The 22,920-nt window shown below is 44.1% G+C and carries 19 protein-coding genes; 1 reads left to right on the top strand and 18 read right to left on the bottom strand.

Annotated features, from left to right (window positions below; genetic code table 11):
* Nucleotides 1–4: 4 nt before the first annotated feature.
* From ACDD58_RS12110 to ACDD58_RS12095, 4 genes are read right to left on the bottom strand one after another with little or no spacing between them, the layout of a single operon-like run.
* A complete protein-coding gene (locus tag ACDD58_RS12110) occupies nucleotides 5–139 on the bottom strand; it encodes a hypothetical protein (RefSeq protein WP_006858626.1) in 135 nt (44 codons plus the stop codon).
* A complete protein-coding gene (locus tag ACDD58_RS12105; RefSeq protein WP_015522323.1) occupies nucleotides 140–1,318 on the bottom strand; it encodes a MalY/PatB family protein in 1,179 nt (392 codons plus the stop codon).
* 23 nt (nucleotides 1,319–1,341) lie between these two features.
* On the bottom strand, nucleotides 1,342–2,826 hold the full coding sequence (nhaC, locus tag ACDD58_RS12100; RefSeq protein ID WP_370777669.1) for a Na+/H+ antiporter NhaC: 1,485 nt from the start codon (nucleotides 2,824–2,826) through the stop codon (nucleotides 1,342–1,344).
* 59 nt (nucleotides 2,827–2,885) lie between these two features.
* Nucleotides 2,886–3,263, bottom strand: coding sequence for a RidA family protein (locus tag ACDD58_RS12095; RefSeq protein WP_370777668.1), 378 nt, complete (start codon nucleotides 3,261–3,263; stop codon nucleotides 2,886–2,888).
* 243 nt (nucleotides 3,264–3,506) lie between these two features.
* Between ACDD58_RS12095 and ACDD58_RS12090 the strand changes: the two genes are divergently transcribed.
* Nucleotides 3,507–4,190 (top strand): transcriptional regulator, encoded by a 684-nt coding sequence (locus tag ACDD58_RS12090; protein WP_022112282.1) that lies wholly within the window; start codon nucleotides 3,507–3,509, stop codon nucleotides 4,188–4,190.
* A 169-nt stretch (nucleotides 4,191–4,359) separates the two neighbouring features.
* Here ACDD58_RS12090 and ACDD58_RS12085 read toward each other — a convergent pair whose 3' ends face one another.
* From ACDD58_RS12085 to ACDD58_RS12020, 14 genes are all read right to left on the bottom strand, one after another.
* Nucleotides 4,360–4,503, bottom strand: coding sequence for a hypothetical protein (locus ACDD58_RS12085; protein ID WP_006858593.1), 144 nt, complete (start codon nucleotides 4,501–4,503; stop codon nucleotides 4,360–4,362).
* Between the two features lie 35 nt (nucleotides 4,504–4,538).
* Nucleotides 4,539–4,865 carry a hypothetical protein gene (locus ACDD58_RS12080; protein ID WP_243096641.1) on the bottom strand — a complete coding sequence of 109 codons (327 nt, stop codon included), beginning with the start codon at nucleotides 4,863–4,865 and terminating at the stop codon, nucleotides 4,539–4,541.
* A 76-nt stretch (nucleotides 4,866–4,941) separates the two neighbouring features.
* Nucleotides 4,942–5,190, bottom strand: a complete 249-nt coding sequence (locus ACDD58_RS12075; RefSeq protein WP_117918567.1) for a hypothetical protein — start codon at nucleotides 5,188–5,190, stop codon at nucleotides 4,942–4,944.
* A 64-nt stretch (nucleotides 5,191–5,254) separates the two neighbouring features.
* Nucleotides 5,255–7,966, bottom strand: a complete 2,712-nt coding sequence (locus tag ACDD58_RS12070; RefSeq protein WP_186899468.1) for a translation factor GTPase family protein — start codon at nucleotides 7,964–7,966, stop codon at nucleotides 5,255–5,257.
* Nucleotides 7,967–8,022: 56 nt separating this feature from the next.
* Nucleotides 8,023–9,054 (bottom strand): hypothetical protein, encoded by a 1,032-nt coding sequence (locus ACDD58_RS12065; protein WP_370777663.1) that lies wholly within the window; start codon nucleotides 9,052–9,054, stop codon nucleotides 8,023–8,025.
* A gap of 16 nt (nucleotides 9,055–9,070) precedes the next feature.
* Complete coding sequence (gene mgtE / locus ACDD58_RS12060; RefSeq protein ID WP_186899470.1) at nucleotides 9,071–10,492, bottom strand: magnesium transporter; 1,422 nt, start codon at nucleotides 10,490–10,492, stop codon at nucleotides 9,071–9,073.
* A 262-nt stretch (nucleotides 10,493–10,754) separates the two neighbouring features.
* Complete coding sequence (locus ACDD58_RS12055) at nucleotides 10,755–13,250, bottom strand: excinuclease ABC subunit UvrA (RefSeq protein WP_370777662.1); 2,496 nt, start codon at nucleotides 13,248–13,250, stop codon at nucleotides 10,755–10,757.
* Nucleotides 13,251–13,890: 640 nt separating this feature from the next.
* Nucleotides 13,891–15,642, bottom strand: a complete 1,752-nt coding sequence (locus ACDD58_RS12050) for an ABC transporter ATP-binding protein (RefSeq protein ID WP_186899472.1) — start codon at nucleotides 15,640–15,642, stop codon at nucleotides 13,891–13,893.
* On the bottom strand, nucleotides 15,642–17,435 hold the full coding sequence (locus ACDD58_RS12045) for an ABC transporter ATP-binding protein (RefSeq protein ID WP_370777659.1): 1,794 nt from the start codon (nucleotides 17,433–17,435) through the stop codon (nucleotides 15,642–15,644). The genes ACDD58_RS12050 and ACDD58_RS12045 overlap by 1 nt, the downstream gene beginning before the upstream one ends.
* 83 nt (nucleotides 17,436–17,518) lie before the next feature.
* Nucleotides 17,519–18,391: a hypothetical protein gene (locus tag ACDD58_RS12040; protein WP_241070950.1), complete on the bottom strand. Its 873-nt coding sequence runs from the start codon at nucleotides 18,389–18,391 to the stop codon at nucleotides 17,519–17,521.
* Nucleotides 18,392–18,504: 113 nt separating this feature from the next.
* Nucleotides 18,505–19,530, bottom strand: a complete 1,026-nt coding sequence (locus tag ACDD58_RS12035; RefSeq protein WP_186899474.1) for an AraC family transcriptional regulator — start codon at nucleotides 19,528–19,530, stop codon at nucleotides 18,505–18,507.
* A 257-nt stretch (nucleotides 19,531–19,787) separates the two neighbouring features.
* Nucleotides 19,788–20,429 (bottom strand): helix-turn-helix domain-containing protein, encoded by a 642-nt coding sequence (locus ACDD58_RS12030; protein WP_117918582.1) that lies wholly within the window; start codon nucleotides 20,427–20,429, stop codon nucleotides 19,788–19,790.
* Nucleotides 20,404–21,084 carry a DUF3990 domain-containing protein gene (locus ACDD58_RS12025; RefSeq protein ID WP_117918584.1) on the bottom strand — a complete coding sequence of 227 codons (681 nt, stop codon included), beginning with the start codon at nucleotides 21,082–21,084 and terminating at the stop codon, nucleotides 20,404–20,406. Before ACDD58_RS12025 ends, ACDD58_RS12030 begins: the two co-directional genes overlap by 26 nt.
* 130 nt (nucleotides 21,085–21,214) lie before the next feature.
* Nucleotides 21,215–22,918, bottom strand: coding sequence for an ABC-ATPase domain-containing protein (locus tag ACDD58_RS12020; protein ID WP_370777654.1), 1,704 nt, complete (start codon nucleotides 22,916–22,918; stop codon nucleotides 21,215–21,217).
* Nucleotides 22,919–22,920 lie beyond the last annotated feature (2 nt).

Genomic DNA, 22,920 nt, shown 5'->3' with positions numbered 1-22,920 from the left:
CCGTTTATTGTACCATATCCCCACCGTATTTACACCAGTTTTCTCCCCTCTCATAATCTAATCGTAAAATCAGTACATTCCCAGATGCACGCAAAAAGCTGGCATTCTCATCTATAGAACACCAGCCTTTTATTCTCATTTACCATTCTTTCCAGACTTTCAACATCCGGTTATATGCTTCATCCAATACCTTCCTTGGTGATGCCAGATTCAGCCTTATACATCCTCTTCCATCTTCCCCAAATACACTTCCCATATAAACTGACACATTTGCTTTTTTCAAAAACCACTCTTCTAATTTCTGCTCGGTTAGTCCGGTTTTCTGATAATCTATCCAGAGCAGATATGTTCCTTCTCTCGGATAAACATGAAATTCTGGAAAATGTTTTGCGAAAAAATCTCTTGTAAACACTTCATTCGCATCTATATATTTTTTGACAGCCTCATACCAGTCATCACATTCTGTATATGCCTTTTCTACCGCAGTTACTGCAAAAATTGTCGGATTATGCATCCCAATACGATCAATAGTAACCTCTATCTCTTTTCTTAATTTTTCGTTTGGAATTATCATATAGGAAACAATAACTCCAGGAATGTTAAATGTCTTTGTCGGCGAACTTGCTAAAATCAGTCTGTCATTCATCTCTTCTGTAACATCCAACGCTGTCTGATGTCTCACTCCCGCTTTCATCAGATCACCATGAATCTCATCCGTAAATAAAATCAGATCGTGTTCTCTACAGAAGTCTGCAACTTGCACCAATTCTTCTTTCGTCCATGCCCGTCCTGTTGGATTATGCGGATTGCACAAGATCATCATTTTAGTATGTTCATCCACCATTGACTCCATTTGCGCAAAATCCATTTCATAATGTTCCCCATTTTTTTTAAGCGGACTGGACAGCATTTTTCTGTTATTTTTTAAAATTGAATTCTGCAATGGACCATATGCAGGTGTATGCATAATAATACCGTCACCTTTTTCTGTATATGTTTCCACACATATACTGGATGCAATATTGATTCTTGGACAAAAAACGATCCATTCTCTAGGGATATCCATATTGTATTGTTTTTTATACCATCTTTGAATACTGAGAAAAAATTTATCACTTAAATCGGTATATCCCAAAACACCCATATCCAAAATTTTATGCAGACTATCTCTGATTTCAACAGGTGCCCGAAAATCCATATCAGCAACACCCAAATGAATCATATCTCTTGTCCCATATTTTTTATCCATGGTATCCCATCTGCCACAATTTGTGTTTCTACGATTCACTATATCATCAAAATCATACTGTGTTTCCATATACAATCTCCTCGTCATATTGGTTATACTGTTTCATTTTCCTTCTGAAGTGCCAGATACTCATCATAATACTCATCCCCAGGTTTTATCTTTGCAATACCAAAGCCTGTAAATCCCCATATAATCGCAAATATAACACCTGTGTAACAAATAACAGCCCAAGGAAGATAGGATAATGTAGGCACTCCAAGTGTTGTTGCCATATAAACACCTGCTGCTGTCCACGGAACAATCGGTTCTACAACTGTTGCAGAATCTTCCAGAGTTCTTGATAAATTCTTAGGCTGTAATCCCTTTTTGATATAGGTTTTTGCAAACATTTCTCCCGGTATTAAAATGGATAACTGACCGTTACTCGTCACAAAAACAGCCGTAATACATGAAACAATCGTTGCAACAATCAATCCTCCAGTCGTTTTTACTGTTTTCATCAACTTGTTTAAAACAATATCTAATGATCCCGTTACTGCCAGCGTTCCTGCAAATCCATACGCACAGAATGCAATCAAAACCGTGTTTAACATGGAAATCATACCACCACGCTCTAAAAGTCTTGGAATATCTGGTATCAATGCTGCTGCATCAAACCCTGTCTTTGTTACCATGTCAAGACTGAATCCACTGATTGCTGCCGTAAAACACTGCTGTAAGGAAAATCCTTGAAAAACAGTCGCATTAAAAAACGCAACAACGCTTGATATCAACATGACCGGGATCGTCGGTTTCTTTCGAATTGAACCATATAAAACAATGAGTGGCGGTAATATTACAAGCGGATTAAACCGAAACAGGCTCTCTAATGTTGTCAATATTGTTTCTACTTTTTCCGGTGTTGCCACAGTACCTCCACCTGCTGCTGAAAAACCGGCTATTGTATATACAATAATACAAATGATACATCCCGGAATTGTCGTATAAAACATATGCCCTATATGATCATACAATTTCGAACCTGCTGCAATCGGTGCAAGATTCGTTGTATCTGACAACGGAGACATTTTATCTCCGAAATATGCTCCTGATACCACTGCACCTGCTACCATCGGAAGTGGAGCCCCCATACCTGCTGCTACTCCCATCAAAGCTACTCCTATCGTTCCGGCTGAACCCCACGATGTGCCTGTACAAACTGATACAACCGCTGTAACAAGAAATGATGTAACCGCTATGTACCGGGGACTTATAATTTTAAGTCCATAATATACCATCATCGGGATTGTTCCACCAATCATCCACGAACCAATCAAAAAACCAACAATGATTAAAATAAATATTGCCGGCATTGTTTTTGAAAGTTTACCAACAATAGAATCCATGATATCATCCCATGTATATCCCAACGCGATAGCAATGACTGCCGCCACTGCCGCCGAAACCAGCATCAGTACCTCTGGACTCAGTCCCATAACTGCATAACCAACTCCGAGCAGTAAAATCATCGCTAAAATAGGAAGTACTGCCAGAAAAAATGTTGGTTTTTTCTTTTCTCTCACTTTTTGATTACCCATAGATAAATCCTCCTCATGGCTGGATACATTTTTTCCAGCTAATCTTCATTTGTTTTTCTCTATTTCACCACCGCAATTACTTCTACTTCACATAATACATTTTTCGGAAGTGTTTTTACTGCTACACAAGATCTTGCCGGTTTGTCTGTGAAATATTTTGCATATACCTCATTAAAAGCAGCAAAATCTTTCATGTCATTCAAGAAACATGTTGTTTTTAAAACCGAACGATAGTCCGTTCCGGCCTCTTTTAAAATAGCCCCAATATTTTCCATAACCTGTTCTGCCTGAGGAACAATACCTCCAGAAACAATTTCCCCATTTTCCGGATTTACAGGAATTTGTCCTGAACTGAACAAAAGTTTATCGTATTGTACAGCCTGTGAATAACATCCAATTGCCTCCGGAGCATTTTTTGTAAAAATTTGTTTTATCATTTCATCCATCTCCTTTATTTTTTGATAATTTGATTATAGCAATAAAATATATTTTAGTCAATAGAATTTTATTCATTTAATAAACTTTTATTCATTTTTTTCTTGCACATTATTTCTTTTTTACTTATAATGATTAAGGTAGTATCAAACTTTACTTTATGATAAAATATATTTTAGTTCATGCATGATTGTATGAACCAGTAAACACAAATGATATGAACTATGAAGAAAGAGGTATTTATTATGGATAATCCTTTTTTAAAACTTACTGTAACAGACCGACAAATTCTTAACTCTTATGCACTCATGTTAAACGGACTTGGTGCATACCTTGGTGACGGATACGAATTAGTACTTCACAGCTTAGAAAGTCTTGATCACTCTGTCATAAAAATCATCAACGGACATTTTACTGGAAGGAAAGAAGGCTCTCCCATTACCGATCTCGCTTTAAAAATGTTAGGGGAGCTTGAACAGGATCCTTCACGTACTGTTTCTCCTTATTTCAATAAAAGCAGTTCTGATTCAATGCTTCGCTCTTGTACAATTCCTATTACAGGCGAACACGGCCGGATTATCGGTTTACTTTGCATAAATTTTCATATGGAAATGCCACTCTCCGAATTTCTGCAAGGAATGCTTCCTTCACAGGACTCCTCTTCTGTAACACAGGCTTCCTCTGAAACTTTTTCAGACAATATTGATGACCTGATACTTTTTTCACTTACAGAAACCAAAGAATCCGTATACAATGATCCCGGCATTTCTTCTTCCAATAAAAATAAAGAAATTATTTTCCGTCTGTATCAACAAGGCATATTTAATCTTAAAGATGCTGTGATCAAAGTTGCCAACCAGTTAAATATTTCAAAAAATACTGTCTATATGCACATTCGAAATTTCAAAGTTTCATCTCCATCCAATTAGAAAGAATCCCAATCGGATTTTTCTGATTGTTCATACTATAATCTGCTTCTTCACAAAAGAATCGCATAAGTTCTTCTTGTCCAGCACAATAGTTTCACAAAACAAATGCCAAAATCCTGCATAAATACAGGATTTTGGCATTTTGGTCCGTTATTTTAAATCCACTTCATCAGTCACAAATCGCTATATGGTATTTCACCTTGCGGAAAATCTTCCACACCAGAATTATCGGCATAGCCAAAACAAGATAAGCCGTGGACAAAAGTCCTGCGGCACCACCAACGATCATCATAACCCAAATAAGAATCTGCATTTTTTCTACCTCTCATAAAATAATATTTTTATTTTTTATTTCATGAGAGCTAAAATGCCATTCTTTTTTCCGTCCGCCCTCCTCACAAACTTTACTAAGAGCAGTCCACGCGGCACGATCTCATCAGCCCTGCGGTACCAGATGCTCCAAAACTGCAAAATCAGCGCTGGGAGTATGACAAGCAGAATCCTTATTGTAACGCCTGCCATTCTGCGCCAGTTTACGGATGCAAACTCTTTTGCCCTCCCACTCTCTAATGTTTCGCTGCGTCCTCTGGCTGTCTCTAACAGTGCATCATACGTTTTTGCCAGCCGCTCGCCTGAGAACATAGTCTGACCGGACGCCTTTTCGATTGATATCATCTGAAAGGCATCCGACTGACTACCAACACAGGTCGTAAGCAGGATCATCCATGCGAATAATAATGGAAATATTCTTTTATAGTAAGTTGGTAAATTTACCAATTTCCTTCGCTTTTTTGTAGATCTCATCACAGTTCATCTCCAGATAGACTTCTAATCCTGCTACTTCCTTATCGGAAAATCCATGATTCTTTGTAATTTTTCCCGGCGGAACCATGCCTTCTGCAATATCACTTCCTCGTTCAAATCTCACAGACACTCTTTTTTTCCCATCGATCTTTAAAAATCCGGACTGTGTAAAGTTTACTTCTTCCTTTTTATTCATGAGAATCTCCATTCCTGCGCATATCAAGCTGATGCATAAGCACAAATCTTACCTGTGAAAAATGTTATTTTTCACACTGATCCGCTTTTCTGACTGCTTCTGCTACCTCAGCAGAAATATGCTCTGCCATATGTACCTTCTTCTCCGGCTCACGTTTTGCATGATATGTCTCTAACATTTCCCCGCGTTTGCGTGCGATCTCTTTTTCCAGCTCTCTTGCGGAGATCAGCACACATCCGGCTCCCCGGATGATGATCTGCTCTAAACCATCCGAAGTCGCAACCGTCACACGGTATTTTCTGCCATTTTCATGTGCGAATTTCTCGATATACTGATCGGCAGTCTCTGCCTCTCTCGTATAAACCACATGAATATTGTGGTAATCAAACATTTCTGTCTTATGCCCCTGCACACGGTATGCGTCAAACACCACGATCAGCTCACATCCGCGCATACCCTGATAATCACACATAATATCGAGAAGTTTTCCACGCGCCCCGTCTACATTATCACGGGCAAGTTCATTTAACTCATCCCATGCAAAAATGACATTGTAGCCATCCACAAGCAGATATTCTTTTTCCGACAGCGGCGGCGTATAAGTTCTTGTCACCGGCGGTACATTTGCACTGCTCCCTCCTGACCTTTTCCAGACATTGCGTCCCGGAGCAGATTTTTCCCGTTTATTAGCATTGTATGTCTGATTTAAGATTCTGTCAATCTCATCCGTGCCAATCCATTCTTCTTCCCTGCTCTGCTGCTGCATGTAAACCTGCTTTGGCTGCCATTCCTCTGTTTCTTTTGCCGGCTTTAGCACACTTTCCAAATGCATATAATCCATAACCTGATCCCATGGGACAACAAATCCTGCTCCATGGGCACAGAATACAGACCCTGTCGGATTTGCCAGATCACGCTCTGAATCATAACCAAGCGCCTCGACAACCTCCTCTGTATTATGGCATGGCAGATAACCGTGCAGCGTGCAGGTAAGGCTTCCATGTCCCTTGGTATATGCCATAACATCTTTTGCATAATCACGTATCGATGCAACCGGAATGATCCCTGTGAGTACTGCCATCTCTCCGTTCCGGTTCGGAGCATCAAATTTACCTGACATTCCTTCGATATCATTCATGGCACGTCCAATACATTCATTCGGTAGTTCAAGCCTGAAATCATACCATGGCTCTAACAGAACGGACTGTGCCTGTTTTAATCCCTGCCTTAAGGCACGGTAAGTAGCCTGTCTGAAATCGCCGCCCTCTGTATGTTTTAAATGTGCACGTCCGGCAACCAACGTGATCTTCATATCTGTAACCGGTGAGCCTGTCAGCACACCGACATGTTCTTTTTCCTCTAAATGGGTAAGCACCAGTCTCTGCCAGTTTCTTGCCAGCATATCCTCACTGACATCCGCTGCAAAGGTAAGACCGCTGCCGTTTTCTCCCGGCTCCAGCAAAAGATGTACCTCCGCATAATGACGCAGTGGTTCAAAATGTCCCACTCCCTCCACGGTATCTGCGATCGTCTCACGGTAAAGGATCTTTCCTGTGCCAAATTCCACCTCCACACCAAAACGCTCAAAGATCAGTGCTTTTAAAATCTCGATCTGCACTTCCCCCATGATCTGTATCTTGATCTCCTGCAGTTGTTCATTCCACACAATGTGAAGCTCCGGATCTTCTTCCTCTAACATCGTAAGTTTCGGCATCATTGCCTGTGGCTGTACCCCCTCCGGCAGGATCAGTTCATATGTCAGCACCGGTTCTAAAATCGGCAGTTCTGACTCCGTCTGGATTCCGAGTCCCTCTCCCGGATAAGTATAGGATAACCCTGTCACAGCACATATTGTTCCTGCTTTTACCTCATCTTGGGTCTCAAATTTTTCACCGGAATAAATGCGGATCTGGTTTACTTTTTCCTCCCAGATATCATCTTCCTTATTCTGCTTATATCCGGTCAGCAGATTTCTTGCCTTTAATGTTCCACCTGTGACTTTTAAATGCGTAAGGCGGCTGCCCCCTGCGTCGCGCGTGATCTTAAATACAGTTGCGCCAAACTTCTCCGGATAATCCGGAATTTTGGTATATTCAGAAAGTGCCGCCAGCAGCTCGTCAATCCCGTCCATCTTAAGTGCTGAACCAAAAAAGCATGGAAACAATTCCCTTTTCTGTATCATTTGACGGATATCTTCTTCCCCGATACTGCCGCCTTCTAAATATGTTTCTAAGACTTTTTCATTGCAGACAGCCACGTTCTCATAAAAATCCTCATCCAGATATGTTCCATCTGTATTTTTTGAAAAATCCACACAGGCACTGCCCAATGTATCTTTGATCTGTGCCAATAATTTGTCGTGGTCTGTTCCCTGCTGATCCATCTTATTGACAAAAATAAATGCCGGGATATTGTAACGCGCTAAAAGCCGCCACAATGTCCTCGTATGTCCCTGCACACCGTCTGCCCCGCTTATGATCAGCACAGCATAGTCAAGCACCTGCAAGGTACGCTCCATTTCCGCAGAAAAATCCACATGTCCGGGTGTATCTAACAGCGTAAATTCACATCCTCCATAGGAAAAAACTGCCTGTTTGGAAAAAATCGTGATTCCACGGTTTCTTTCCATTTCATTTGTATCTAAAAATGCATCTTTATTATCCACACGTCCGGCTTTGCGGATGCTGCCGCTTTTATATAATAACGCCTCTGATAATGTCGTCTTTCCGGCGTCAACATGTGCTAACATTGCAATATTTATATGAGTCTGTGTCATAAAAATCTCCACTCCTGCTTTCTTTCACCTGCACTCATGATAACACAAAATTTGCATTAATGCCTTGCTTTTTTCTCTTCTCCCGGTATTGTTTTATGACACAAAAATAATTCAACGGATATCTCCCCCTCAAAGCCTTCCTCCACTGCTTCTAACTGGCATACCCTGTTTTTGTATCCCATCGGTCCGATCTGCGTGTCCGGACGCATCGCTAAAAATAATGCCGTAGAATGATGCTTTGGTGCGCGTTTCAGATATTCCGTCGTGTAAAACTGCATCTGATAATCCCTGTCGCACTCATATTCGATCATGGGCAGGACACAGCCTTTGGGACATATCTGCGGCAGAAGTTCCATAAATTCGTTCTTCATCTGTGCAATCTGTTCTTTGCTGAAATGTTCCAGATAGTGTTTATCTTCAAAACGTGTCTCTGCCTCTTTCCAGACATCATGGAAACGGATGCCATGAATATAAACACTGCTTTCTGCCTCTCCGGTCAGATGGAGCACTTTGGGTTTTGTATATTCCCCCGTCTTTAAGCGGGATCTTTTTTGTACCAGAACAGATCGGTGCTGTTCTGACAGCGTAACCGTAACATCCTCATTTCCCATATTCCAGAATGCTTCTTCGGACAATTCCTGCCCGTCTTTTCCCGTCAGTTCATAGCAGGTGATAAACAGCCTGTCAAGCTCCACCTGTTCTAACTCCCCTAACTCCGCTCCCTGTCCAAGCATATATAAAAACTGTATCTGTTCCTCTATATTATATCTCTCGCCAAGACAGGTGCCTGTTGCTGAAGCGGTCTCAAAACAGCAGCCACCGCTTACAATTTTTTCGATCCACACCTGGTCTGCTTCTTCCAGATTCTGCTTTAACTCTGCCCGGTTTGTCTTCGCTTCTTTGTATGTTCTGTTTCTGTGTTCATATTCCTGTTCCGACATGGCTGAAATTTCCCACAGATAAAATGTATCCTCTTTTTTTGCAATCATGGGAAGCACTGTATAATGTTCTCCCTCGCCATATGACAGATTCAGTATTTTTTGTTTCGTTACAGTTGGAAAAAGGGTTCTTAAATTTTGTGTATTCATAATATCTCCGTTCCTCCTAAATATGAAAAATATCGATCAGAAATACCATCGCCAATCCATAATAAGTGATCACTGCAACCAGATCATTCACCGTCGTGATCAGCGGACCGGATGCAACTGCCGGATCAATATGGATCTTGTGGAAGAACATCGGGATGATCGTACCTACAAAACCAGAGATTACCATCGCAACGACCAGAGAAATCCCAACACATCCGGAGATCAGGAATGCTGACATCCAGGCATATTTTTTGAACAGGTGGATGTAAATGCCAAGAAATACAAGTGCCATGACGCCAAGACTCGCTCCGTTTAAAAAGCCGATCTTCATTTCTTTTCCGAGAAGAGCCAGTTTTTTTCTGGTATCCAAATCCTCGTCCACAAGTACACGGATCGTTACTGCAAGCGACTGCGTACCAACATTTCCTGCCATATCAAGCACCAGCGACTGAAAGCAGATCACGATCGGCAGAACTGCAACCACAGATTCAAATATTCCGACAACAGAGGACACTGCCATCCCAAGGAACAACAGTATGATCAGCCATGGCAGTCTCTTTTTCATGCTCACAATCGTCGGTTCCTTTAAATCCTCCTCGGAGGTCAGACCTGCAAGTTTTGCGTAGTCATCTCCCATCGCATCATCTACTAACTCGACGATATCCGTCGCAGTCAGAATACCCACAATCTTTTTCTCCTGCGTCAATACCGGAATGGAATCCTCCTCATAATCTGCAATCTTTTCCACACATTCACTGATCTTTTCATTTTCATACACATATGGATAGGAACTGCTTATGATTTCCTGCAAAGGTGTGTTTTCTCTTGCAATGATCAGATCTTTCAGATCGATCGCACCGGCAAACTTTTCCTCTTCATCGGTAACATAGATCGTTGAAATATTATCATGTTCCCCCGCCTGACGGACCAGTTCGCTCATCGCTTCCCGGACGGACAATTTCTCTGAAATACAGACAAAGTTGTTCGTCATGCAGCTTCCGATCTCATCCTCCTCATAGGAGAGCAGTTTCTGCACATCTTTCTGTGCGTCTGCATCCAGATGACTCACGATCGCGTTTTTCTTTGACTCGGACAGATCATCTAACACATCAAGCGCATCATCCGCATCCATGTAGGAAACTACTTTTGCTGCCTGCTCTAAAGACAGTTCCTCCAAATACATTTCCGCATCATCAAAATAGGAAAATATCTCTGCGATCCTTTCAGAACCGAGCACATGGTAGAGATGCTTCCGCTCAGTCTCCGTCAGAAATGTGATCGCCTCCGCGATATCTTTCTCATGATAATCTGACAGCAGATTCCGTAATTTCTGCTCATCTTTTGTAACACGGATGATCTTTATCAGTTCTTTTACATAGTCTTTTTTCGGGATTAATACTTTTCTCATTGTGACCTCCTTTTCGCCTGAAATGGGCATAAAAATACATCGCTTCATTGTGATTGCAAGGATCCTCTGATGCGATGTATAAAAGGTGCACAACAATATAGAATATGGCGGTCAGACTCTCACAGACAGCCACATTCTCTTTTTACATCTTCGTACATCGCATATTTTACTTCGTCCTACGCTATCGCAACTGTCCATGAAAATTCACCTCCATTAAAATTTGAATTTTGATATATCTAAAAATGACGTGGTCATTGTAGCAGAAATGAATGAGAAACACAACCCCTGTTCTTTATAGATATTTTCCCGTAACGCTCTTTTCATTTGCTGCAATCTGCTCCGGTGTCCCGCAGGCGACCACTCTGCCGCCCTCCTCTCCACCGCCGGGGCCCATATCAATGATATAGTCTGCATTTCGGATCACATCCAGATCATGCTCGATGACAAGCACGGTCGCCCCGTTGTCGACTAACGCCTGAAATACGCCAAGTAACGTCTGTACATCCAACGGATGCAGTCCGATGGTCGGCTCATCAAACACAAAGACAGAATCCGACTGTCCTTTTCCCATTTCACTGGCAAGTTTCAGTCTCTGTGCCTCGCCACCGGAAAGACTCGGTGTCTCCTCACCCAGTGTCAGATAACCAAGTCCTAAATTTTTCAGAACACTAAGCCTCTGATGCACCAGTTTCAGATCTGTGACCGCCTGCAGCGCCGTGTTGACATCCATCTCCATCAGTTCCGGCAGGGAATACCTGTTTCCCTGTTTATTTTCATAGCCGATCTCCCATGCCTCTTTCGCATACCTCGACCCACCACACTCCGGGCAGGGGATGTCCACATCCGGTAAGAACTGTACGTCCAGACTGATCTGCCCGGTTCCGTCACAGACTGGGCAGCGCAGCTTTCCGGTATTGTAGGAAAAATCCCCTGCTTTGTATTCCCGATTTTTTGCATCCGCTGTTTTTGCATAAATTTTGCGGAGTTCATCATGTATATTGGCATAAGTCGCCACCGTTGACCGGACATTGATTCCAATCGGTGAGGCATCTATCAGTTTCACATGGGAAATCCCTTCCGCCGAAATACATTTCACATGTTTCGGCAGATGTTCTCCGCGAAAAGAAGCTTCCAGTCCGGGAATCAGACTTTCTAAAACCATCGTGGTCTTCCCGGAACCGGACACACCGGTCACAACGGTAAGCCTTCCCTTTGGAATATCCACCTCCAATGGCTTTACCGTATGAATATGATCCGTAGATAAATGCAGCTTTCCCAACGCAAAAACTTCCTCTTCCCCTGCCTGCGTGCGGACACGCATATCTGCCATTTTCGCCAGAAAAGGACCGATCATGGATTTTTTATTGGAAATAATCTGCGGAATGCTGCCCTCCGCGATCACATATCCGCCTCCCACACCGGCTTCGGGTCCCATCTCGATCAGCCAGTCCGCCTCCGATAATATCTGCGTATCGTGGTCTACCAGAAGAACGGAATTGCCGTCCGCGACCAAATCATGCATCACGGCATTAAGCCCTTTGATATTCGACGGGTGCAGACCGATCGAAGGCTCATCTAACACATACAAAACGCCTGTCGTGCGGTTTCGCACAGCTCTGGCAAGCTGCATCCGCTGTCTCTCTCCGGTCGACAATGTAAAGGCCGCCCGGTCAAGCGACAGATAAGACAGTCCCAAATCCATCAGCCTTTTTGCAACAGTCTGAAACGATTCGCAGATGGATTCTGCCATGGGACGCATTTCTTCCGGCAGGGAATCCGGCACTCCTGCCACCCAGTCCACCAGTTCTTTCAAGGTCATTTTACAGGCTTCATCCAGACCTATCCCCCGAAGTCTCGGTGCTCTCGCAGTCTCAGAAAGCCTGCTGCCGCCACATTCCGGGCAGATATCTTCCTTTAAAAATTTTTCCACACGCTTCATGCCCTTCTCATCTTTTACTTTTGCAAGCGCATTTTCCACGGTGTACACAGCGTTATAATAGGTAAAATCCAGTTCACCCGCCTGGTTGGATTTTTTTGCCTTATAAAAAATATGTTTTTTCTCAGCCGGACCGTGATAGACGATCTCTTTCTCTGCATCCGTCAGTTCCCGGAATGGGACATCCGTGCGCACGCCCATCTCACGGCAGACATCCGTCATCAGTGACCACATCAGACTGTTCCACGGTGCAACTGCTCCCTCATCAATGCTGATCGAATCATCCGGTACCAGCGAATCTATGTCCACCGTCCGCACACTTCCCGTTCCGCCACATCTTTTGCATGCCCCCTGTGAATTAAAGGCAAGTTCTTCCGCACCCGGCGCATGTACTTTTTCCCCGCACACCGGACATAAGATTTCCTGCTCCGCCGCTACTTTTAACGTAGGCTCTATGTAATGTCCATTCGGACACCTGTGGGATGCCAGTCTCGAATACATCAATCTTAAGCTGTTCAAAAGTTCGGTTCCTGTCCCGAAGGTACTGCGGATCCCCGGTATTCCCGGACGCTGATGAAGTGCTAAAGCCGCTGGGACATACAGCACCTCATCCACCTGTGCTTTCGCTGCTCCTGTCATGCGCCTTCTTGTATAGGTAGAAAGTGACTCCAGATAACGTCTGGATCCTTCCGCATACAAAACACCAAGTGCCAGCGAAGATTTGCCGGAACCTGACACACCTGCGACCCCCACGATCTGATGCAGGGGGACATCCACATTTACATTTTTCAGGTTGTGGACTCTCGCCCCTTTTACCCTGATATATTTTGGTTCATTATGGTTGGTTTCCATGATGGTACTCCTTATTTATTCGTCTTATCCTGCTCACAGAACAAAGAGTCGCTTGCGACTCTTTCGCGCCCGAGCGGTGCTGTTTACAGCAAACTCTTCTCCGCGAAGAGCGCATCCCGCCCGTAGGGCTTTTTGAGTCATAGGACGTAATTTCCTATGAAGATTCGGGTGTCAAAAGGTGGATTTTAATTTAGTGGCTGGCAAATTGCACAAAGCAGAGACTGTTTTTGTGACTTGGAGAGAAAATTAGAAAATCTTAGTTTGCCTGTCGATGCGCAGTGTTTTGCTGCCATGGACGGCAGCAAAAGTCTTAATGTCCCATGGACGTCATCGTGCCATAACTGGCGCGAGTTTAAGACGTACACGTCACTTTGAGAGAATTTAACACAGGCAGACTTAGATTTTCTTATTTTCGGACAACGGAACAAAACAGCCCCGGCTTTGTACAATTTGACAATCAAAAATTTGGAAGCCACCTTTTGACACCCGAATCCTATGAATCAAAAAACTTTCCTGACACAGTATAACATAAAATAATGGATTGCACTCCCCTCTATCCCCATAAAAAAGACAGGCATCTTAAAAATTCCTCTAAAAGAACCTGTCTTTCTTATGATTTTATCGTTTTTCAGTTCAACTTTTACCTGCCATTCAGCTTCCAGTCCGCCGAAGCTGTCTGCAGCTCCACCAGTCTTGCATAAAGTCCGTTCTTTTTCATCAGCTCAGCATGTGTTCCGCTCTCTGCGACAACACCGCCGTCAAGGACAACGATCTTGTCTGCATTTTCAACGGTTCTCATTCTGTGTGCAATGACAAGGACTGTCTTTCCTTTTATCAGCTTAGAAATCGCTTCCTGGATCTCTGTCTCATTGTCCACATCAAGGGACGCTGTCGCTTCGTCTAACAGAATAACCGGCGCATCTTTTAAAAGTGCACGGGCAATGGAAAGACGCTGGCACTCGCCACCGGAAAGTGTGGAGCCGTTTTCTCCGATCACGGTCTGATAGCCGTCCGGCAGTTTTTCAATAAACGTATGACAGCGCGCCGCCTTTGCAGCAGCGATCACCTCTTCATCGGTCGCATCTTTGCGCCCTATACGGATATTTTCCATAATGGTATTGTTGAAAAGAACTACGTTCTGGAATACCACGGAAAAATCTCTCATCATGGCAACTGAATCGATCGGTGCAATATCCGTGCCACCAAGTGTGATTTTTCCACCGTTCACATCGTAAAAACCAGCCGCTAAATTTGCCACCGTACTCTTTCCCCCGCCGGACGGTCCGACAAGGGCTGTTACCTGTCCCTGTTTTGCAGTGAAAGAAACATCCCGCAACACCGGTTTGCCAGGTTCGTAGGCAAAACTTACATGGTCGAATGTAATATCATAGCCGTCTGTCTGATACTCTTTCTTCTTATTTTCCTCTTTATAATCCTGGATTTCTTTCAGGCGCTTTACCTGAAGATCCACGGAAAACAGCTCTGCCATATTTGCCATTGCCCCGGAAAGTGGATCATATAGTCTTGAAGCTGCGATCAGGAATAAAATGTAGGAAAACAGTGTGGTCTGATGGTTGATCATCAAAGTATTTCCGACAACAATGACCGTCGCAAGTCCAAGCCGCAAAAACATCTGCCCTGTGGTCACAAGGCTTGCCGTTACCATCTCCGAAGAGATCTGTGCCTTTTCCGCGGCATCCATTTTTTCATCCAGCTTTTTCAGATATACCGTTTCCTGATTGCACGCCTTAATGTCCTGCACCGTCTCTAAGCATTCCTGTATTCCATCTGCCAGTGCAAGTTTTGCATCGATATGTTTCTGCCCCTGCTTTGTCTGCAGCTTTCTGGAAAAAAGAACGATTGCAAACGCCACCGGCGCTACCCCAAGCAGCGCAAGTCCCATTCTCCAGTCATAGATCAAAAGCACGATGCACACGATCGCAGTCGACAGGATCGAACCCCAGAACTGCGGTACGGTATGCGAAAATGCGTGTTCAAAACCTGCGCAGTCCCCCATGATCGTACTCGTCAGATCAGACAGATCACGCTCATGGAAAAACCGAAGCGGCATCGTCCTTAACTTTTCCGCGATTGAAATCCTGCGGCGTTCACTCTCCTGATAGGTTCCCATATAGGTCAGTGTATACTGCAGATAATGCATCACAAATATGACTGCTAAAATGACGATTCCGATCACCGTGTACAGTAAAATATTTCCACCCTGCCCGCTGTCCCAGGACAATGCTATAAGGAAAGAATCAAGCACACATGCAAGCAGTGCAACCGGAAGCATCAGGCTGACATAAGCCAGAACTGAATAAAGGATTCCTTTACACAGGTCTTTTGCGCCCTGCTTACTCAATGCATATTTGTTTTGAAAATATTTTGTCATTATTTCGTCTCCTTTCCGACTTTCCAATGAACCGAGGTCTGATAATCGTTCCACATGGACGCATATCTGCCGCCTGCAGCCAGCAGTGAATCATGTGTGCCGCGCTCAATGATTTTTCCTCCATCAAACACTAAAATCAGATCCGCATTCTGTATCGTCGAGAGACGGTGTGCGATCATGAGAACCGTTTTTTCTGCTGTCAGTTTTTCAAAAGCAAGCTGTATCTGATGCTCGTTCTCCGCATCTGCAAAGGCAGTCGCCTCATCCAAGACGATGATCGGAGCGTCCTTTAAAATCGCTCTCGCTAATGCGATTCTCTGATTTTCTCCACCGGATAAATAAGTGCCGCCATTTCCCACAACCGTATCAATCCCGTCCGACAGACGGTCAATGATCTCTCTGCACTGGGCAGCTTCCACGGCACACATCACTTCTTCGCGTGTTGCCTCCGGTCTTGCAGCGCGGATATTTTCAAGCAGAGTATCCCCAAATAGTTTTGTGTTCTGGAATACAAACGCGATCTGGTTCATCAGGGTTTTCTTATCCATCTGTCTGACATCAACGCCTCCTACACAGACACTTCCATCCGTCACATCATAAAACCGTGGGATCAGTTTTGCTGCCGTAGATTTACCACTGCCTGATGCACCCACAAGCGCAACCGTCTTTCCTTCTGGGATTTCAAATGTGATCTGGTCGAGTGCTTTTTCTTTTGTTTCTGCGTAACAGAATGACACATTTTCAAATGCTACAGAAGCATCTTTCGGCTGCATTGGGTTGGAGGGCTCCGCTAACGGCTGTTCTTTTAACACTTCCTCAATACGTATCACTGCACTTTTTGCAGCCATCAACTGCTCACTGGCAAACATGACACGGTTCATCATCGTTGTGCAGACCGGCGTGAACAGACTGTAAAACAGGAAATCCAAAATAACGTCCTGATATGCAGCCTGACCGCTTACTCCCGTCATAATCATACACGCAACCGGAATCAGCAGGATAAATGTGCCATTTAATGCAACCTGAAAACCGGTCAGAGGGATACGGCATTTTAACGCATACCCGGAAGCATATTTTTCGTACTCCCCGATCGCTGCATGGAAATTTTTAAAGGAATAGACCGTCTGCTGGAACACTTTTACAACCGGGATTCCACGGATATATTCGACGGCTTCCTTATTCATGGTTTCAAGTGCTGTCATGTAACCTTCCATAAAGTTTGCATTGTCGCCACCCATCATCTGCTTTAAAAAGAAAAGACTGATGGCAAGCGGAACCATGCAGCAAAGACCTAACCGCCAGTCAAAAACAAAGATCAGCACGAACACTGCGACCGGCATCACCACTGCCCCGGTAAGATCAGGAAGCTGATGTGCCAGAAAATTCTCAGTCAGTCCTGCATTGTCATCAATCACTTTCCTTAGGCGTCCACTGGCATTTGCACTAAAATATCCTAACGGCAGTGTGACGATATGATGCATAGCTGCCTTTTTCATATTTGTTGCAGTGCGGAATGCCGCCAGATGCGAACAGCACAGTGCAATAAAATAAAGTAAAATACTTAAGACCGAAAAACAAACTGCCCACCACGCATAAGTACTGCTATGGAAAGCAAGACTGATATCTCCTTCCATCATCGCATTTAACATGTCACGGACAACAAACCATATACAGACAAACGGGATCATGGACAACACCGTACTCAGTCCCGCAAAGATCATACCTGCGATTGTCAGCCAGTGGCGGTTTCCGGCATATTGAAACATTCTGGATATCTCAGAATTCTTTTTCATGAAAAAATATCCTCCTTATCTAAAAACTGGCAGGAATCCGACACTTTCCTGATTCCTGCCGAAAATGATTCTGCCGTGTTTCTTTACTCAGACAAATTTTCTGTACAGAATAACTGAATGCAGTTCTCGATCATCGTCTGATCATAATCCGTTGAAATACCGGAAGCAAGCCAGTAAGCATAATCTCCGGCATCATACTGACCTAATGCATCCAGATCGCTGCCATAACGTAACTCAATATGATAGGTCGTATCGGAAGTATCCGGCGCGATGCAAAAATAAGTAAACTCTCCGGAATCAGCATCATCGCTCTCATACTCGTACAGACCACGGATCTTTTCCATGCCTACATAGTGATAGGTATGTGCAAACAATTCTTTTCCGTCTTTATCATAACCCTTGATCATCGAAGAATCACCGTCAAATTCCAATGTGTCTACACCCTGTGTGAAAGAACAGTCATAAACTCCATTGCCATCCGTATAGGCTTCCACAGCTTTCTCACCATAAATCTCTCCACTAACCATAGATGCCAGCTTTTCATACGCTGCCTTAGCATTTTCCTCACCAACGAGCTCGCCACAGTTGTCAATCCAGAGTTTTTCATACTCATCTGAAAGGATCACCGGCCAGAGTTCCTGATATGTACCCGTCAGGTCAACAAGAAGCTGCTCTGCTGTTTGACTGTCATCCGCTGTCTCCGTCGCATCTGCAACTTCTTCTGCTGCCGTACTCTCTGATACCTCTGTGTTTTCTGTTGCTATGCTCTCTGATTCCATTGTGCTTTCTGTTGCTGCACTCTCTGATTCCGCTACACTCGCCGAAGTTCCGGCTGCCTCTGTACTCGCATCACCAGTGTCCGCATTTGCCCCGTTACCGGAATTTCCGCATCCGGCTGCCATGGAAAATGCCAATGTTGCTGCCAAAAACAGGTTCATAATTTTTTTCTTTTTCATGATAGATCCTCCTCAAACTGAAAATGCTGCAGTTAGTATTTTCTAACTGCAGCACTCATTCTAAAGGATTCAATTTTGATTTACAATTACTGAACGGTCTTTTTTCTATCCATTCAGACTTTTTTCCGATACTCCCTCGGCGGCATCCCATACTCCGCGCAAAAGGCAGATGTAAACTTATTCGGATTCAGATAACCGATCTGCGCAGCAATCTCCCCCACCGTGAGGCTGCTCTCTTTTAACAGCCGCTCCGCCACCTGCAGGCGGTACCGTTTCATGTAGGCATAGACAGAATCTCCGTAAACGCCCCGGAAACATTTTTTCATGACCGTCGGCGAAATTTCAAACCGCCCGGAAAGCACGTCGATCGTATAATGTTCACTGAAATGTGCCGTGAGAAAAGCATGGATCTGTTTGATCACTTCGATCTGGGTCTCAGAAAAATGTACATGCTCTTCCCTGTCCTCCATGGGGTTTAATTCTGTCAGCACCAAAAGCAGCTCTAAAACTTTTACCCGGATATAACCATGCCGGATTTTTTCAGGGACCGTATACAACTCTGAAAAAATATGTTCTATGGTTGAATTTGCCCGAATGATCGTAAAATCACGCATCCTGGAAAGTTCCCTGATCCGCTCTAAATCTACTGCCAGAAGCTCCAACACATTTTTCATCTCATCTGTGATCATGGAAAAATCAATGGTAACGGTAATACCGTGGTAATGGCTGGTCGGGAATTCCGACTGGTGCGAATTGTCCTGCAGGGAACAAAAAGACAGATCTCCGGCAGACATATAGCAATACTGATGCTCTCCAAACAGACACTCACTCCGTCCCTCCCTGCAATAGTTGATCTCCATCACATCAGAAGCAGGTTCCTGCTGTTTGTTGCAGTACGCCATGTGCATGTCATTGTAGACTAACTCCATGCCGGGAAACACCCGGTACAGCGTGATATCTCCCGTACCACTCTCATTTTCAAGATGAAAACAACTGCTGCTTCCATCGTCTTCGCTCTTTTCATGCACCGAAGCTCCATATAAACCGATGCTGGTAAATCCGTCTGCGGCTGGTGAAATGTCAGACTTGTCCTTATCCTGCTGTAATATATTTTTTGCAAGTTCGTAGGGATTGTTCATCCGAACCTCCTTTGCAGCTTTCGTTTGCCATTAAATAACTGTTTCCAATGCTTTTATTTACAGACTTCCATATGTTCTAAGTATCAGACACATTCAGAACAGATCCAGCATATTATCCAGATATATTTCTTCCCTGACCTTTAACTGATACTCAGGTTTTGTCATATAATAGAGCAAGAACTCTAAGATCAGGGCGCTGCCAAGTCCCCTGCCTTCAATTTTGTTCTCATTTTTTTATACTTCTTAATAGAATCCATTTATATCTCTAACAGTGCCTCATCCCTGCAGCCTAATACCCGTGCCAGCCGGAATACATCGATGGCTTTCGTATGGTTGATATCTCTTTGTCTCTGCTCAAAAAGCTGTATCTGTCTGATAGAAACGCCTGATAATTCTGCCAGTTCGCTCTGCGAAAGCCCTGATGCTTTTCTGAGCCTTTTCAAATTTGTATCAACATAATATTCTTTCCACAATTCATTCAACCGTTCAACAAAATGCATAATATCCATCTCATGATATACCTCATACATATCACATATCTGGCTTGGTTTTATCACATTGTTAATCCTTGCAAATGTTCTGACGGTATACCACTGATAATATGCAAGAGCCCACCCTGTCCAATATTCCGGTGACTTATCTATAAACATCTGATCTTCCTGCTGTAAATATGGAAGACCAACGCTTACCACAACTTCCTTAACTATTTCGCAGCCTGTCTTTCCCGCAATATAGGTTGGATTTCCCTCCTGAAACTGCCGTGAAACATCTGACACCAGAAACATGCTGTAATATTCATCTATGTCCATGTCACATGTATTAACGGCAAAGTCAAACATATCCCCTAATATTCTCTGTGCCAGATTAATATAATCATCTGGATAGGCGCGCATCTCCATTTTCCATGCCCTCCCTCATAATGTCAATGATATACAGCTCATGATACGTAGCATCGGCTCTTTTTCTGACCCTGTATTCTTTCTTTGCCTCCCGTTCTCTTTCTCTCTTTTTAGAATAATAGATCTCACAGGAAACATTTTCTTTATCTATAAATTTGATCTGTCGAAATGCTTTTTCACTCTTGAGGACAATTTGTTCCCCTAATTTTCCAAGTCTCATGGCCTCTGATAATTTTTCCAACGAAATCGTACCCGCCACAAAATCCTGTGCAAAAGAAAAATAGGAATCATCTGCCCGGTATCCCCTGATCACATCATACGCTGATATATCAATCAGAAAATGTTTTTTTACATATTCTTTTGCTTCTTCCGCTATCGTTCCATTTTGCCAATAGGTTCTGTTATCCGCAAGAATCGCAAGCCAGTTTAAAATATTGTATTTTGGGTCATTCAAATTGAGTACATTCAGTCCCGACATATCAAATTCATAGATATTCACATATCCGTCATGATTTTTCGCACATGCCCACTCTCTGGCTAATTCTATATCTTCCGTGCAATAAAATCCTCTGCCGTAGTCGTTATTACGCATGCCTTTTCCATATTCCGGAACTTCTATAATGTTTTCTGAACCATGATATAATCTTAATTTCATGTGAGCACCCTCCAGACCTGTATTCCTCAACGGCTTGTATATAATTATATCGCTATTGCGATACTTTTTCAAGCATGGCTACCTTCAGACCAGTTTCCCTCAATGGTTTGTATATCATGACTGCCTACAGCTACAGTCCCAGCTTCCGGTACCGGTTCACGCACGCAAACACTTCCTGCTTTCTTGGCATTGCAAGTCCGCACGGCAGATAACTGCTCTCGCAGACTGCTGCGATCCCCCTCTTCTGCAAAACATCCCAAAGCGCATCGACCGCCTGTGTCAGTGTGTGTTTCCCATCAAAAAAATGGATCTGCATATATTTTAACATATACCCCAGTGACGCAAGCTGTTCCGTATCCATAAGCTGTTCCACATAGCGGACGTCTATGACTTCCCGGTTGATGGAAATAGAATCCTTTCCCATCGTTTTCATCTTTAAGCGGTTGTCCTCGCGAAACATCCGGTCAGGCTTTACTTTTCTGTCAAAATCAGGCTGCTTTGACGGGGCAATGTCCTGTTTTGGAAGCGGGAACTCTGCCGCTGCCTGCTTTGCTGACTCTGTGATCTCAAACGGCTCGTAGCGGTTCATCTGGATGATGCAGTCTGCCTTGTGAAAATAAGAACCGGAGCTTCCGGCAACAAGGACCGTCGAGATACCGTATGTGTGATACAACTCCTCCACACGGTCAATAAAAGGCACGATCGGTTCGGCATCACGGTTGACCACACGCTGCATCAGCTCATCACGGATCATAAAGTTTGTTGCACTGGTATCCTCGTCGATCAGAAATGCTTTTGTGCCCGCCTCCATCGCCTCGATCACATTTGCCGCCTGCGACGTGCTTCCGCTGGCATCTTCCGTATAAAAGGATACCGTATCTTTTCCATTCGGCAGGTCATGAATAAACATGGAAATATCCACGTCACGGATGCTTCTGCCATCCTCGGCACGGATTTTCATCGCTGTATCGTCCGTGATGACATACTCCCTGCCATCCCCTGCAATGTGGTTATAGACACCTGTCTCAAGCGCTTTTAACAGTGTTGATTTTCCATGGTAACCACCGCCTACGATCAGCGTGATGCCCTTCTTTATTCCCATTCCGGTCAGCTTTCCGTGGTGTGGCAGCGTCAGCGTGGCGGAGAGACTTTCCGGTGACTGAAAACGCACTGCATCCTTCATCGGTCTGCCGGAGACACCGGACTCCCGCGGCAGGATCGCACCGTCTGCCACAAACGCGCAGAGCCCCATCGGATCTAACTGCTCCCTGATATACGCCTGATCCTCGGCAAGATCTGCGGCTGTCTCTACCGTTTCTTTTTTCAGTGAGCGGTAATATAGAGAACCTTTCACACACTCCGGCAGAAAATCAAAGAAAATCTTTTCGAGTTCTCTGGAATTGACTGTTCTTCCATTTGCCGGGAACCCAATCTCCATGCGCAGCACAATATCGCCGTTTTTTACATCCATCTGACAGGCACTGCGCTCTAACACTTCCTGTCCCGGACGGCTGACCGCCATAAGACCGCTCTTTCCGGAACCTTTCGCTTTAAAGGAAACTTTCTCGACCTGGCGCGCAAACTGGCGCAGCAGATAATCCTGCACAGCGATTCTTCTGCAGTCTTTCTGATAAAGATGTTCCGGGAATCCCGCCTGTTTTCCACGGACATGGATGCTTACCTTCGATGGTGCTGCAAACGGATCTCCCTGCACATGGTCAATGGAAAGCACATATCCAGGAAACTCATAAGTCCCCCTTGTGTCCTTATATGCCGGATAACCTTTATGGTCGATACGCTGTAATAAATTTTTTAACTCTGCTGCTGTCTGCATAG

The organism is Roseburia sp. (assembly GCF_041325975.1).
Classification (GTDB): domain Bacteria; phylum Bacillota; class Clostridia; order Lachnospirales; family Lachnospiraceae; genus Roseburia; species Roseburia rectibacter.
The sequence above is the reverse complement of the archived record's forward strand: the minus strand, read 5'-3'. Positions and strand labels throughout refer to the sequence as shown.

Coding starts and splice junctions, on each gene's coding strand:
- ACDD58_RS12110 (WP_006858626.1), bottom strand. CDS start 139: ATGAGAATAAAAGGCTGGTGTTCTATAGATGAGAATGCCAGCTTTTTG.
- ACDD58_RS12105 (WP_015522323.1), bottom strand. CDS start 1,318: ATGGAAACACAGTATGATTTTGATGATATAGTGAATCGTAGAAACACA.
- nhaC (WP_370777669.1), bottom strand. CDS start 2,826: ATGGGTAATCAAAAAGTGAGAGAAAAGAAAAAACCAACATTTTTTCTG.
- ACDD58_RS12095 (WP_370777668.1), bottom strand. CDS start 3,263: ATGATAAAACAAATTTTTACAAAAAATGCTCCGGAGGCAATTGGATGT.
- ACDD58_RS12090 (WP_022112282.1), top strand. CDS start 3,507: ATGGATAATCCTTTTTTAAAACTTACTGTAACAGACCGACAAATTCTT.
- ACDD58_RS12085 (WP_006858593.1), bottom strand. CDS start 4,503: ATGCAGATTCTTATTTGGGTTATGATGATCGTTGGTGGTGCCGCAGGA.
- ACDD58_RS12080 (WP_243096641.1), bottom strand. CDS start 4,865: ATGATATCAATCGAAAAGGCGTCCGGTCAGACTATGTTCTCAGGCGAG.
- ACDD58_RS12075 (WP_117918567.1), bottom strand. CDS start 5,190: ATGAATAAAAAGGAAGAAGTAAACTTTACACAGTCCGGATTTTTAAAG.
- ACDD58_RS12070 (WP_186899468.1), bottom strand. CDS start 7,966: ATGACACAGACTCATATAAATATTGCAATGTTAGCACATGTTGACGCC.
- ACDD58_RS12065 (WP_370777663.1), bottom strand. CDS start 9,054: ATGAATACACAAAATTTAAGAACCCTTTTTCCAACTGTAACGAAACAA.
- mgtE (WP_186899470.1), bottom strand. CDS start 10,492: ATGCCCATTTCAGGCGAAAAGGAGGTCACAATGAGAAAAGTATTAATC.
- ACDD58_RS12055 (WP_370777662.1), bottom strand. CDS start 13,250: ATGGAAACCAACCATAATGAACCAAAATATATCAGGGTAAAAGGGGCG.
- ACDD58_RS12050 (WP_186899472.1), bottom strand. CDS start 15,642: ATGACAAAATATTTTCAAAACAAATATGCATTGAGTAAGCAGGGCGCA.
- ACDD58_RS12045 (WP_370777659.1), bottom strand. CDS start 17,435: ATGAAAAAGAATTCTGAGATATCCAGAATGTTTCAATATGCCGGAAAC.
- ACDD58_RS12040 (WP_241070950.1), bottom strand. CDS start 18,391: ATGAAAAAGAAAAAAATTATGAACCTGTTTTTGGCAGCAACATTGGCA.
- ACDD58_RS12035 (WP_186899474.1), bottom strand. CDS start 19,530: ATGAACAATCCCTACGAACTTGCAAAAAATATATTACAGCAGGATAAG.
- ACDD58_RS12030 (WP_117918582.1), bottom strand. CDS start 20,429: ATGGAGATGCGCGCCTATCCAGATGATTATATTAATCTGGCACAGAGA.
- ACDD58_RS12025 (WP_117918584.1), bottom strand. CDS start 21,084: ATGAAATTAAGATTATATCATGGTTCAGAAAACATTATAGAAGTTCCG.
- ACDD58_RS12020 (WP_370777654.1), bottom strand. CDS start 22,918: ATGCAGACAGCAGCAGAGTTAAAAAATTTATTACAGCGTATCGACCAT.